Consider the following 12,463-nt stretch of genomic DNA (forward strand, 5'->3'; position numbering starts at 1 on the left):
CGCTGCGGCGGCCCGCGGGCTCGCGCCTGTCTCCAGCGCCGGGGTCTCCCGCGTCGCGCGGATCAGGTCCACGATATAGGAAATGATGTCATCCTTCAGTTTCGTCTGCGCCACGGCCTCGACCGCCTCGTCCAGCTCGGCGGCCGTGATGACCGGCCCGATCCCGAAGGAGTCCGGCGTGTTCATGCCGGTGCGCGTGCCGTGCTGGGCCACGATCGCAAACTCTTCCTCCCGGCTCGGATAATCCAGCGTATGCTTGAACAGGAATCGGTCCAGCTGCGCCTCGGGCAGGGGATAGGTGCCCTGCTGCTCGATCGGGTTCTGCGTCGCGATCACGGTGAAGCGCGGGTTCAGCCGGTAGGTGTCGCCGTCGATCGTCACCTTGCGCTCCTGCATCGCCTCCAGCAGCGCGGCCTGCGTCTTCGGCGGCGTCCGGTTGATCTCGTCGGCCAGCAGCAGGTCAGTGAAGATCGGCCCCTTGGTCAGGCTGAATTCATTGGTCTGGAAGTTGAACAGGTTGGTGCCCAGCACGTCCCCCGGCATCAGGTCCGGCGTGAACTGGATGCGCCCGAAATCCAGCGAGATCGACTTGGCAAAGCATTGCGCCAGCAGCGTCTTCGCCGTTCCCGGGGGGCCTTCAAGCAGCACGTGCCCGGATGAGAACAGCGCGGTCAGCAGGATGTCCACGGTCGCGTCCTGGCCGATCACGGCCTTGCGCACCTCGCCGCGGATCCTGTTGGCCAGGTCCTTGATGTCATTTACGTTCATGCGTGCTTCTCCTGAGAATGTCGCGTCGCCAGCGATACAGATCGCGGGCCCTGGTCATCAGCTCTTCGCGGCTCGCAGATGGCCCGCGAAGGCCGCTTTCGATTTGTGAGAATGTCTTGCCCGACTGCTCCTCCGGCCCCAGCCGGTCGAACAGGGCCGATAATTGCGCCTCGGTCATGGTCTTCGGCGCCGCGATGTCGCGCGCCACGCGCCGCCGCACCATGGCCAGATAACCGGGCGCCATGCGTGTCTCGCGCCGGGCCATCGTGAACAGGCCCGCCGAATTGTCCACCAGCGCCTGCTTGCCCAGCGCGATCACACGCCCCTCGCGGGCTGTCGGCCCGAACCGCACCAGCGCGGCCCAGCCCAGCAGGAAGGCAGACGCCAGCGCCGCCAGCGTCGCGCCGATGAAGGGAATGTCGAACACCATCTGCAACAGGTTGGCCGACCGGACAAAGCCATGCAGCGTCGCATCGAAAATGATCGGCTCGCTCTCGTCATAGCGCAGCCAGTCCATCAGCTGCACGGCAAACCGGGCATTCTCCCGCTCGGCCAGCCCGAACGTGTTCAGCATGTCCGGGTCGGCCAGCACATAGACCTCCCGGTCATCGAACTTGCCCAGCAGCATGCCGTCGCCCGCCCCGATAATCGGCACCAGCGTTTCGGAGCGGATCACCTGCATCTTCAGGTCCGGCTTGAGTGCCATGCCGCCGAACGGCGTTTCGGTTCGCCCCTGCACGTCGATACGGCCGATCTCGCCCTCGATATCCAGCCGGCCGAGCAGGTCATTCAGGCCGCTCGCCGCCATGAACCGCGTGTCGCGCTGGCGCCGGGCATTGAACGGGTCCGTCTGGCCAACCCATTTCGGCAGCACGATCAGGGTCGTTGGCAGCAGATGGGTCTCTTCCAGCTTCCTGCTCATGCCCCAGGGCGAAACCGTGACCACCATCACGCCCCAGTCGCGGTTGCCGAGGCGTTGCTCCAGCCGGGATACCTCGACCGGGTAACCCTGGTCCTCCAGCAGCTGCACGATGCCATTAAATCCCAGCGCCGATGTCGAGAACGGATGGTCGCCCGCATGATCGCGGTCGCGCAGTTCCGGCGCCCAGCCGGCCAGTACCATGACCGCGCCGAACGAGACGATGGCAATGGTCAGCAGTACGGCGATTGTCCGGGTTGCGAAGGGCGAGCTGGTCTGTGCGTCGCTCATCCCCAGGCCTCCCCGAATGCGAACTGCTCATAGGAGTCGCGCGCCGTTTTCCATCCGGCCGCGTCCACGGTCCGCCCGCCGAAGAAACTGTGCTCGACAATCGCAATGATCGGACCCAGCGCGCGCTTGGCCCGTTCGGGCAGGTTGCGCAGCCCGCCAATCTCGCGCGCGGTCAGCGAGCGCGGCACGCCGCCTTCCAGCCGCTGCTGGATGTCGGCGATCGAGCGGAACAGCAAAAGGTGGACGGCCTCGGCAAACTTGCCGTCCCGCGCCAGCGCGTCGGCCTCCTCCAGCAGGGAGCGCGCCGCGTGCGCATCGGGCCGCAGGTCCACCAGCATGTCGTCCGCATTGTCGACCTTGCCCTTGCCGGACTTGCCGAAACGCACGCGGACCGCCTCGCCGAACAGGAAGTAGAGTACGCCCGCCGCAACGACCACGATGGCCGCCCAGAAGATGACCTGGAACAATGGCCCAAGCCTGCCGAGGAAGTCAAAGATCGCCGTCAGCCAGTCCGGCGGCGGCTTTGGCGGCTGGATGTCTTCCTCCGGCGCGTCATATTCAGGCCGCGTCAGCTGCAGGCCCGCTTTTTTCAGGTAGGCTGCATGGGCGGCGTCCACCGCGTCCAGATCCGTTTCCGGGCCATAGTGCTCAAGCGACTCGTCGTAGGGTTCTGCGTCATCAAGGACATCGGCGCCGAAATCATTTGCCGCCGTGACCGGGACGCCTTCATCGGAATGGATCTGGGCAAGGCCCGGCTGTGCAGCCGACGCAAGCGCAAGCGCGAGCGCGAGCAGAGCCCCCATCCGAACCGGCAAGCGCAAAACTTGTCCCTCCTGCCGCAGGCGCCCCATAGCCCGCAGAATGGCGCGACTATTCCAGAGGTTGCGTGCCGCTTCAACGCCTATTGCCGTGCGGCCCGGTCCATCCGATATAGCCGCTCCAAGGCAGAGATGAGGCGTGAAATGGACAAGGCCGGGCATTATCGGGACCTGAAGGCAGAAATCGACAGTGTCGTGGCCGGTGAAACCTCCGTCACGGCGCGCTATGCGACGGCGGCGTGCATACTGGCCCAGGCCATGGCGCCGCGCTTTTTCTGGATCGGGTTCTACGTCGTCGATCCGCTGAAGCCGCGCGAACTCGTCGTCGGCCCGTATCAGGGCACGCTGGGCTGCCTGCGGATTCCCTTCGGAAAGGGCGTCTGCGGCCATGTTGCGGCGACCGGCGAGCCGATCATCGTGCCGGACGTGCATGCCTTCCCGGGCCACATCGCCTGCGATTCGGCCTCGAATTCCGAAATCGTCGTGCCGGTCTTCGACGCGAAGGGCCAGTTGGCGGCCGTGCTGGATGTCGATTCAACCGCGTTCGATGCATTCGACGAAACGGATCTTGAAGGCCTAGTTGCTATTTGCAACAGCCTCCTCATCGACAACGCCCGGTAGGGGTTCATCCTGCAGCGCCACGTCGCGCGGCGCGACAATCTGGGTCACCGCGTCGATCCGGTTGTTCAGGTTCTCTTCGAGGATATCCAGCTTGCGGGCGCGCAGCTCGCGGACAATCTCAAGCGGATAGTCCAGTGCCATCCACTTGTCCGTTTCGGACGTGTAAAGCGGCCATTCGGGAACGCCCTCGCCATTCGGGTCTCCGGTACGGGCAAAATTGGTCCAGTATGTCATCATCGCGCCGGTCAGCTTTTCGTCGGCATGCGACACCGGCATGAGCGGCGAATGGCTGTCGAACACGAACGGAATTTCGGCCGCATGATAAGCGCCGATGGTCTGGTGCTTTGACGGCCATGTGCGTGAGAACATGTACATCCATGTCGGCTGTCCGGCATCGGCATTGTGCTTGCCGATGAAGCGCATGTGGACGCCAAACATGTCGTCGCCCAGCATGTCGGTGGCCCCGGAATCCCAGGTTTCCAGGCTTTCCATGCCATACAGCGACTGCAGGGCCTTGGCCGGATTGGTACCGAATACATCGGCCAGCGCCGCTTCGCGATCGTCCAGCGTTCCGGTCATCTGTTTCGACAGGACGGTAGGCGAGTTCATGCGCTCGTAGAACAGCGAGCCTTCGTCCGCATTGTATCCCGCCAGCATGGGCACGCGCGGCACGTCACCGTCGCGGATTGCCTTGCCGATCATTTGCGGCAGCACTTTGCCATCCACGTTGGGCAGGAAATAGCCGGTCAGGTCGCTACGGGCTTCAGCGCGCGAGATGATCGCGGCGGCGGGAATGGCCCTCAACGTGTCGGCGGTCGCCGCCGGCGGTGCCAGGGTCGACAGGAATTCCATGCCGACATCCTCGGCGCTGCGCACGGTCGACAGGGGCGATTTCCTGAGGTGGATTGCATTGTAGCTGCTCGATCCGCTCTCGAGGATCACCTTGTCGAACAGGCCGACAGCCAGCGGCGAGGCCATCAGTTCAGTGACCGATTGCGCACCGGCGCTCTCGCCGAACACGGTCACGTTTTGCGGGTCGCCGCCAAAGCTTGCAATGTTGCTGCGCACCCATCTGAGGGCCGCCATCTGGTCCATCAGACCGTAATTGCCGGATGTGCCATCAGCTTCCGTCAGGGCCGGATGGGCCAGGTAACCGAGCGGGCCAAGGCGGTAATTGATCGTCACCAGCACGACGCCCTTCTCGACCAGGCCGTTCGACTGGTAGAGGCTGGAGGAGCCTGAACCGGCCTGGTGCGATCCGCCATGGATCCACACCATCACGGGAACCGGCGCGCCGCCATCCATGTTGCCGGTACGCACATTCAGGAAAAGACAGGTTTCGGATTCCGGCGGGCTGGGTTGGGACGCGATGTAATTCTGGGCCAGCATGCGCTTCCACCAGGGCAGGCCGACGCCCTCCACGATGTCATTGACGAACCCGCCCAGGCCCGCGCGCGGCTGCAGGCATTCGGCGCCGTACTTGCGGGCATCGCGGGGTATAGCGCCCCATTGCGGCGCAGTATCCGGCGCAGTCCAGCGCCGCGCGGTCGCGTAGGGCAGGCCGTTGAATACCTGGATGTCCGGGTTGTCGGGATCGATGCCGCCAATCACCACGCCCTGCTCGATGCGCAGCGGTTCGGCCATTTCCATTGGCTCTGCAGGCTGGTTCAATTTGAACCAGCCCCAGGCCAGACCCCCGGCCAGGGCAAAAAAGAGTACTATACTAAGTCGTTTCATGGCGTGGTTCCCGCCCGTAATCCGCAAGAATTATACCAGATACAGGGCGATGTCACGGCAACTGGTCCGTTTCAGGACAGTGCGTCCAGTGCCTGTGTCACCGCGGCCACAAGGTCGCCTGTCGGCTCGATCCCGGCGGCGAACCGGACAAAGCCGTCGGGCACCTCGTCGCCCCAGCGGGCCCGGCGTTCGGCGCTGGAATGCACCCCGCCAAAGCTCGTCGCCGGAGAGAGCAGGGGGCAGCCGGCAATGAATCGGTCGGCATTCGCCTGGCTGGCGAGTGTGAAGCTGACAATCGGCCCGAAACCGTTCATTTGCCGCTTCGCGACCTGATGGAACGGGTCATTGCCCAGCCCCGGATAGTGCACGGCCGACACGGCCTTGTGCCCCAGCACGGCTTCGGCCACGGCCAGCGCATTCGCGTTCATCCGGCCCAGCCGCACTTCCAGCGTCTCAAGTCCCCGGTGCAGCAGGTAGGCATCGAACGGCCCGACAATCGCGCCGGCCAGCCTCCGCCATGTCTTCACCGCGTCGAACAGGTCGGCATTGCGTGTCGCGACATGGCCGCACATCACATCCGAATGGCCTGCCATCGCCTTTGTATCGGACAGCACGCAGACATCGGCGCCAAGGTCCAGCGGCCGCTGGCACAGCGGGGTCGCGGTCGTATTATCCGCCATCACCAGCGCGCCCGCCGCCTTTGCGCGTTCGGCCACCCTGGCTATGTCGCACACGGCCAGCCCCGGATTGGCGGGCGTCTCGATCTGCACCAGCCGGCAGCCGGTCATGTCGGCCTCGGCCATGTCGGCGGTCGGGCAGGTGCGCATCGTCACGCCCATCGGCGCGAACTGGGCGTTCAGCAGGTTGCGGACATTGTAATAGCCGTCCGACGGCACCAGCACCGTGTCGCCGGGCCGCAGCACGGAATAGAAGACCGAGGCAATCGCTGCCATGCCGGACGGAAAGCAGACCACGTCCGCGCCTTCAAGAATGCCGATCTCCGCCTCCACCGCCTCGACGGTCGGGTTGCCGTTGCGGGCATAGAAATGGCTGCCATCCGGCTCGCCCGGCAAGTGGAACACGGAGGTGGCATGGATCGGCAGCGACACCGCCTCGCCCTTTGACAGGCCCTGGCTGCGATGGTGCAGCAACCGGCTGATGGCAGATGTCTTGTCAGTCATGGCGGATCAAACCTTTTTCCCGTTGGCCCAGCTTGGCCGCGTCACGATCAGGTCCTGGCACAGGAGGCCCGCCTCGCGGTGGCGCGACATGGACTTGTAGTCCTTATGGTTCAGCGTGGCGATGAAGGCCTGCCGCGTCGGGAAGTGATTGACCAGCACTGCGTCCCAGTCGCCGCCGCCGATGAAATAGCGTTCGGTCGAACCCAGCAGCAGGGTCGATCCGCCGACTTCCGCCGCCGCCACGGAAAAGGCTTCCGAGTATCGCTGATAGGCGGCCTCGCCGCTGATTGCCTCGCCATGCTCCGGGTCGCCCTCGGCATACTCTGCCTTCACGCGGAATTTCAGCAGGTTCACCTGCGCGACCGGCCCGTCATAGGGGTCGTCACGAAAGGCGCGGAACTGGTCGGCGGTCGGCTGGAAAGCGGGCATGTCCTGTCTCCTCGTATGGGCTTGCGCTAAGGGCGCTTGCCGGGATGCTTGCTGAAAAAGCGTTCAGTGTAAAACAATGCCGCCGCATGAAGCGCATGTTGGACCTCCAGCCCATCATAGGCGAGAAAATCCGCATAGGGCATTTCCAGCACCTCGATCTCTTCGTTCGCATCCAGCGATTGCGCGTGTTTCTTCTCGCATCCAAGCGCCAGGAAATAATGCAGGCGGTTATTCTGGGTCGCGGGGTTGGGATAGCAGGTGCCGACCGGGATCATCTCGCGCGCGTCATAGCCGGTCTCCTCGCGCAATTCGCGCCTGCCGACGGCCTCCCAGTCGCTTTCTCCGGGATCGGAGACCCCGCCCGGCACGCCCGTCAGCACGACGCCGCCCGCATGCCGGTACTCGCGGATCAGCACGATTTTGCCCGCCGCCGTCAGGGGGATGATCGTCACCCAGTCTGTCAGTTCCACAACATGGTAGGCGGGCACGACATGCCCATTCTCGCGCTGGCACCTGTCAGTGCGCAGGCTCATGAACTGGTCGCGCATGACCTGTTTGGAGGAGAGGATCGTCCAGGGCTTGATGGTCATCTCGTCATTGCCATGCGTGCCAGCTTGACCATCAGCAGCAGCCAGGGCCAAGCATGGAAAAAGAAGTCAAAGATGTCGACCGGACGGTGCAGCGTACCTGCGGCCAGCATTTTCAGTTTTTCCCATATATGCGGCTCGGGCATGAACGGGGCCAGCCCGAGGGTGAGGCAGGCGAGGAGCACAATGCCGAGCGGGATACGGTCCAGAAATTCCATCATGTTTGATCCGGTGTTTCGGGTTTGAGGTGGCGGTTCAAAAAGGCCATCCGCGTTTTCATAAGGTGTACCTGCAGTTTCTCGCCGCGAATGCCGTGGCGCTGGCCGGGATAGGTCATCAGCTCGAATGCCTTGCCCTTCTCCTGCAGGGCCGCCATCAGGCGCGTCGTATTGTCGAAGGTCACATTGTCATCCGCCATGCCGTGCATCAGCAGCAGGGGCGTGGTGAGGTTATCAATATAGGGGAAAACACTGGAGGCCTCGTAGCCGTTCGGATTGTTCTCCGGCGTGTCCATGTAGCGCTCGGTATAGAACGTGTCGTAGAGGCGCCAGTCCGTCACCGGCGCACCGGCAGCGGCGGCCGCGAACGTGCCCTCCGGCGCCTGCAATATCGTCATCAGCGTCATGTAGCCGCCATAGGACCAGCCCTGGATGGCGATGCGTTTCGCATCCACGAAGGGCTGCGCCTTCAGCCAGCCGACGCCGGCCAGCTGGTCGCGCACTTCCGGCCCGCCGGTGCGGCGATAGATGACATCCTCGAACGCCTTGCCCCGGTTGGCGCTGCCGCGATTGTCCAGCCGGAACAGGATGTATCCCTCGCGCGCATAGAACTGGTCCGACACGCGGCCCCATTCGTTCACCACAGTCTGCACATGCGGCCCGCCATACACTTCGATGATCACCGGGTATTGTTTTTCCGCATCAAAGCCTGGCGGCTTGAGGATGGAATAGTAGAGGTCCTGTCCGTCTTCCGCCTTCAGCGTCCCGAATTCCGGCACAGCATGCTCGGCAAGGAACGGCGCATAGGGGTGGCCCTCATCCAGTGCGTTCTCCTCGATCCATGCAATCAGCGATCCGTCAGCGCTGTAGAGCCCGACCTGCGGCGGCTGGCCGGGTGAGCAACTCGTCCCGACGAAGGACAGCCCGTCCGGCGCCATCACGATCGCCCATGTCCTGCCGGGCGCGGTAATGCGGGTGGGATCACCGCCGTCAATGGGCACGGCATAAAGGTGCCGCTCCAGCGGCGTGTCCAGAAAACCCGTGAAAAGGACAAGGCTGTCGGTGCCCCGATAGGCCAGTACCGTATCCACGGCCCAATCCCCTCGCGTGACCGGATGGACCAGTCCGTGCCGGTTCAGGCAGGCAACATGGCGGCAGCCCGAGGCCTCTGTCGTCGTCAGGACATGCACGGGCTGGACGCTGTCAGTGCCGTGGGCCTCCGGGGCGAATCCGAGGAAGTCGGCATTGAGGTTGATCCAGCAGGCTTGCGTCTCCTCGCCCATCGCGGCCGCCTTCCAGACGGGTGCATGGAACAGGGTGCGCGACAGCTGTGTCTGGTTCCGGTTCACCGCCTGCACGACAAGGTCGCCGTCCGGCAGCCAGTTCACCCGCGCCAGGTATTGGTCCGTTGCCGGGCCCCAACCGTCTTTCCGCCACTTGATCCCGGCCGTCTCACCCGTCTCCATGTCCCGCACGAACAGGTCCACCACGGCATTTGGCCGCCCGGCGCGCGGGTAGCGCTGGTCGATGACGGTCACCTTGTCCGCCTCTATGTCGAACCGGGGTATGATATCGACCGTGGACTCATCCACGCGCGTATAGGCGACATAGCGGTCGTCCGGGCTCCACCAGTAACCGGTGAAACGATGCATCTCTTCCTGCGCCACGAATTCGGCGACGCCATACGAGACGGCCTTGTCCGGTTCGGCGGCGGGCGACAGGCGCATCTCTTCGCCGCAGGTCAGGTCAATCGCGTGCAGCGCCCCGTCGCGCAGGAAGCTCACATAGCGCCCGTCCGGCGAGATTTTCGCGTTTGTCTCGAAGGAATCATTGGCGGTCAGCTGGCGCACGGCCGGTTCGCCAGCGCCAAGTGTCACGAGGAACAGGTCGCCCCCCAGCGGCACCAGGATCGTCTCGGCCGTGCCCCAGCTGTAATCGACAATGCCTTTCGCCCCGGCGATCCGCTTGCGTTCACGCAGCGCCTTCTCCGTTTCGGACAATTCTGCTTCGACAGGTTGCAGCAACTGCGAATCGACCAGCAGGCTCTGTTCTCCACTCGCGACGTCAAACTGCCAGAGATCCAGCCGGTCCTGCTCGCCGGTCCGGCCTTTCAGGAAGGTCACGCGCTGGCCATCGGGTGAAAACTTCACGCCGCGCGGGGCCGGTCCCGACAGGGAAGGCGAGGTGTAGAGGCGTTCCGGCGTCAGGTCGGCAGGGGGTTGGGGCAAGTCGGGTCTCCGCGCATTGACGCGCGCACACTAGCGCCGATTGTGTTTCTGTCATCCCGACGCCAATTAATCTCTTATGGGTTGAAAATTTGTGGCGAAACTGTGTTTTTTGGCTAGTCAGGTTGAATCCATGAATTAATGTGCCTCGCATGGACGAGGGGAACGCAAGTTATACACAGGCCCAGACGTTGCTGAACGGCAGCGATAGCGGCGAGTCGCTGGTCAAGGCAGCCGAGGCGATGCGCCTGGCCGCCAATTCCGGTCACACCATAGCCGCCAACAATTTCGGGACCCTGCTGCATCATGGACGCGGGGTCCATCAGGATCTTGTGGCCGCCCGTGCTTATTATCATCAGGCGGCCGAGGCCGGCCTGCCGGCAGCCCGTTTCAATCTCGGCTTCATGCTCGTGCGCGGCCTTGGCGGCGACCGCGATGACGAACGCGCCCGCACCCTCTTCCTGCTCGCGGCAGAAGACGGCCATCTCGACGCCATCACGCATCTCGGCGCCATGATGATGACAGGCGCTGGCGGTGTGCAGGATCGTGACTCTGCGCTTGGCTGGTGGGCCCGGGGCACTGACCTTGGCGACAGCCGGTGTGCCCTGAATCTCGGCATCGCCCATGCCGGCGGACATGCAGGCGAGGTCAATTTCGTGGCGGCCTGGTACTGGTTCAAAAGAGCTGAACAGCTCGGCAATGCCGGTGCAGCCGTAGAGCTTGAACGTCTGGAGCGCGTGATGTCGGAAGACGAGCACGCCGCTGCAGTCGCCTGCACTTCCCGCTAGGCCGGGCCGCTCCCGTAGAGCCAGGCAAAGCCGACAACAAAGGTCGAAAACGTGATCAGCAGGTCCGCGCAAATGGCGATGGCCCCGAACAGCACGCCCCGCCACCCGCGCTTCCCCTCCGGCATGCCCTCCGGCAACCCCCGGAACACCGTCACCCCATAGATCAGCACCGTCAGACCCAGCGCAGGCACCAGCGCGGACTCGAACACGGACGCACTGAAGAACGGTATTGCGATTGTCGACGCGACGCCCAGCAACAGGCCGGGCAGGAGCGCCGCAAAGTACAGCCGGAACCGCACTGTCGCCGGTGTGCCCTGTCCCCAGATCCTCAGCAGGAAGGCTATCGGCGCATGCACGATGAAATAGCCGAACGGAAACAGGACCAGCCAGGTCGACAGGTAATCCTGCGTGAACTGATCGAGATCCATGCCGCCGAGCATGTCGGCCTGGCTGGCAAATCCCAGCCGCGTCATCTCATGCAGCGCACCGCCTTCGCCGCCCCACAGGAACCGCAGGAACACCATCGCCGCGATCAGCGTGAAGGCCAGCCGGATCGAGGGCGTATAGCGGCCCATCCAGTCCGGGTCCCGCGCCGCCTCGAACACGGCGCGCGGCGACACGATGATCGCCCGCATCGAATTGAGCGCCCTCACGTTCAGCCCGAACAGGTCATCCAGGAGCGCGTCCCAGCCCGAGGCGCGGCTCATGTCATCATCAGCGGGCCTCGCCGGCTCGGGCGGTGTCGTCATCTCAGATCTCCTCATCTTATTGGGCGGCGTTCGATTTGAAAATCAAGCGTCCCCGCTAATCGCCGTGAATAATGAACAAATTGCGATTTGTTCACGGCGCTGCTAGGGTGAGACAAAAGGGGAGAGACGCCATGCTGAAATGGATCATCAGAATCGCTGCCGCATTGGCCGTGTTCGTCATCGCGGGCGGGTGGTGGCTTTTTGCCGGATTCAGCAAGGCGCCTGCCAAGGCGCCGCCGGGCCTTCTGGATATTGACCAGTGGCGCAACATGATCCGCGAGGCAGACGGCGACCTGCCGACAGAGGTTCGCGTCCTGGAAGTCGGTCACGACTCGGCGCCCATGCTCGCGGCCCGCGCGGGCGCTTTCACCGGCCAGTGGCTGACCAGCTATAATTCCGTTCAGATCGTCTTTCCCGGCAGCACGCTTGTGATCGGCGGGGCGCTCGACCGGCCGACATCCGAAGGCATGGTGCAGGCACCGGATGACTGGTCATTTGACGATGCGGCCTATCGCACGCTCGTCGATTCCATGCTGCGGGCCGACAAGGTCCTGATGACGCACGAGCACCTCGACCATGTGATGGCGATTGCCCGGCATCCGGACGCGGATGCGCTCGCGCCGCGCTTGTGGCTCAACGCGCCGCAGGCGGCCGCCTTGCCGCAATTCGCGACAGGAGAGCTGCCGGCTGCCCTGCGCGACCTACCCCCGCGCCTCAATGGCACGGTCCAGCTGGTCGCGCCCGGCGTGGTGGCGATCCCGATGGCCGGTCATACACCCGGCGCCCAGCTGTTGTTCATTACGCTCCAGAACGGCCACGAATACCTGATGATCGGGGATACGGTCTGGTCGATGTCTTCCATCGAAGACCTGACCATGCGGCCGGTCTTCACGCAGTTCATCGTGTTCGATCCGAACGAGGACCGGGACGCCATCCGCACCCAGATACGGGCCGTTCACGACCTGATGCAGGCCAATCCGCAGCTGACCGTATTTCCCAGCCACGACCGCATCTGGCTCGGAAAGCTCTCGGCAGACGGCCTGATCAGCTGGGGCTTTGCGGACTAGCATTGCCTATGACGGCTTGATTTTCCGCGGCGCGCGCGCAAGTACAGCGCGTCCCATACCCGTTT

Annotated in this window: 13 protein-coding genes; 3 read left to right on the top strand and 10 right to left on the bottom strand. The window is 64.0% G+C overall.

Features of this window, described 5'->3' with window-relative positions; translation table 11 throughout:
- From VR74_RS08995 to VR74_RS09005, 3 genes are all read right to left on the bottom strand, one after another.
- A partial coding sequence (locus VR74_RS08995; protein WP_045696040.1) for an AAA family ATPase occupies window positions 1-768 on the bottom strand: 768 nt, incomplete at its 3' end.
- The gene (locus VR74_RS09000) at window positions 755-1,978 is read right to left on the bottom strand and encodes a hypothetical protein (RefSeq protein ID WP_045696041.1); all 1,224 of its coding nucleotides are present in this window, start codon (window positions 1,976-1,978) and stop codon (window positions 755-757) included. The genes VR74_RS09000 and VR74_RS08995, both read right to left, overlap by 14 nt.
- A complete protein-coding gene (locus VR74_RS09005; protein ID WP_299949982.1) occupies window positions 1,975-2,799 on the bottom strand; it encodes a hypothetical protein in 825 nt (274 codons plus the stop codon). Before VR74_RS09005 ends, VR74_RS09000 begins: the two co-directional genes overlap by 4 nt.
- A 141-nt stretch (window positions 2,800-2,940) precedes the next feature.
- Between VR74_RS09005 and VR74_RS09010 the strand changes: the two genes are divergently transcribed.
- Entirely contained in the window at window positions 2,941-3,417 is a 477-nt protein-coding gene (locus tag VR74_RS09010) for a GAF domain-containing protein (RefSeq protein ID WP_045696043.1), read from the top strand.
- On the opposite strand, the gene VR74_RS09015 is transcribed toward VR74_RS09010, so the two are convergent.
- From VR74_RS09015 to VR74_RS09040, 6 genes are all read right to left on the bottom strand, one after another.
- The gene (locus VR74_RS09015) at window positions 3,373-5,154 is read right to left on the bottom strand and encodes a carboxylesterase family protein (RefSeq protein WP_299949984.1); all 1,782 of its coding nucleotides are present in this window, start codon (window positions 5,152-5,154) and stop codon (window positions 3,373-3,375) included. The two genes, VR74_RS09010 and VR74_RS09015, sit on opposite strands and share 45 nt — an antisense overlap.
- Before the next feature lie 71 nt (window positions 5,155-5,225).
- Window positions 5,226-6,335: a cystathionine gamma-lyase gene (locus VR74_RS09020; protein WP_045696044.1), complete on the bottom strand. Its 1,110-nt coding sequence runs from the start codon at window positions 6,333-6,335 to the stop codon at window positions 5,226-5,228.
- A gap of 6 nt (window positions 6,336-6,341) precedes the next feature.
- The gene (locus VR74_RS09025) at window positions 6,342-6,764 is read right to left on the bottom strand and encodes a DUF1330 domain-containing protein (protein WP_045696045.1); all 423 of its coding nucleotides are present in this window, start codon (window positions 6,762-6,764) and stop codon (window positions 6,342-6,344) included.
- Between the two features lie 26 nt (window positions 6,765-6,790).
- Complete coding sequence (locus VR74_RS09030) at window positions 6,791-7,354, bottom strand: NUDIX hydrolase (protein WP_045696047.1); 564 nt, start codon at window positions 7,352-7,354, stop codon at window positions 6,791-6,793.
- Window positions 7,351-7,569: a hypothetical protein gene (locus VR74_RS09035; protein ID WP_045696048.1), complete on the bottom strand. Its 219-nt coding sequence runs from the start codon at window positions 7,567-7,569 to the stop codon at window positions 7,351-7,353. Before VR74_RS09035 ends, VR74_RS09030 begins: the two co-directional genes overlap by 4 nt.
- A complete protein-coding gene (locus VR74_RS09040; protein ID WP_045696050.1) occupies window positions 7,569-9,797 on the bottom strand; it encodes a S9 family peptidase in 2,229 nt (742 codons plus the stop codon). The genes VR74_RS09035 and VR74_RS09040 overlap by 1 nt, the downstream gene beginning before the upstream one ends.
- A 149-nt stretch (window positions 9,798-9,946) precedes the next feature.
- On the opposite strand from VR74_RS09040, the gene VR74_RS09045 reads away from it, so the two are divergent.
- On the top strand, window positions 9,947-10,582 hold the full coding sequence (locus VR74_RS09045; protein WP_299949988.1) for a tetratricopeptide repeat protein: 636 nt from the start codon (window positions 9,947-9,949) through the stop codon (window positions 10,580-10,582).
- Here VR74_RS09045 and VR74_RS09050 read toward each other — a convergent pair.
- Window positions 10,579-11,331: a hypothetical protein gene (locus VR74_RS09050; RefSeq protein WP_045696051.1), complete on the bottom strand. Its 753-nt coding sequence runs from the start codon at window positions 11,329-11,331 to the stop codon at window positions 10,579-10,581. The genes VR74_RS09045 and VR74_RS09050 overlap by 4 nt on opposite strands.
- 131 nt (window positions 11,332-11,462) lie before the next feature.
- On the opposite strand from VR74_RS09050, the gene VR74_RS09055 reads away from it, so the two are divergent.
- Entirely contained in the window at window positions 11,463-12,398 is a 936-nt protein-coding gene (locus VR74_RS09055; RefSeq protein WP_045696053.1) for a hypothetical protein, read from the top strand.
- Window positions 12,399-12,463 lie beyond the last annotated feature (65 nt).

The sequence above is a fragment of the Hyphomonas sp. BRH_c22 genome, assembly GCF_000961795.1.
In the GTDB taxonomy this organism is placed as follows: domain Bacteria; phylum Pseudomonadota; class Alphaproteobacteria; order Caulobacterales; family Hyphomonadaceae; genus Hyphomonas.

Bases quoted from the DNA above. Each gene is read 5' to 3' on its own strand.
- VR74_RS09000 (WP_045696041.1), bottom strand. From the start codon at position 1,978: ATGAGCGACGCACAGACCAGCTCGCCCTTCGCAACCCGGACAATCGCC.
- VR74_RS09010 (WP_045696043.1), top strand. From the start codon at position 2,941: ATGGACAAGGCCGGGCATTATCGGGACCTGAAGGCAGAAATCGACAGT.
- VR74_RS09015 (WP_299949984.1), bottom strand. From the start codon at position 5,154: ATGAAACGACTTAGTATAGTACTCTTTTTTGCCCTGGCCGGGGGTCTG.
- VR74_RS09020 (WP_045696044.1), bottom strand. From the start codon at position 6,335: ATGACTGACAAGACATCTGCCATCAGCCGGTTGCTGCACCATCGCAGC.
- VR74_RS09025 (WP_045696045.1), bottom strand. From the start codon at position 6,764: ATGCCCGCTTTCCAGCCGACCGCCGACCAGTTCCGCGCCTTTCGTGAC.
- VR74_RS09030 (WP_045696047.1), bottom strand. From the start codon at position 7,354: ATGACCATCAAGCCCTGGACGATCCTCTCCTCCAAACAGGTCATGCGC.
- VR74_RS09035 (WP_045696048.1), bottom strand. From the start codon at position 7,569: ATGGAATTTCTGGACCGTATCCCGCTCGGCATTGTGCTCCTCGCCTGC.
- VR74_RS09045 (WP_299949988.1), top strand. From the start codon at position 9,947: ATGGACGAGGGGAACGCAAGTTATACACAGGCCCAGACGTTGCTGAAC.
- VR74_RS09050 (WP_045696051.1), bottom strand. From the start codon at position 11,331: ATGACGACACCGCCCGAGCCGGCGAGGCCCGCTGATGATGACATGAGC.
- VR74_RS09055 (WP_045696053.1), top strand. From the start codon at position 11,463: ATGCTGAAATGGATCATCAGAATCGCTGCCGCATTGGCCGTGTTCGTC.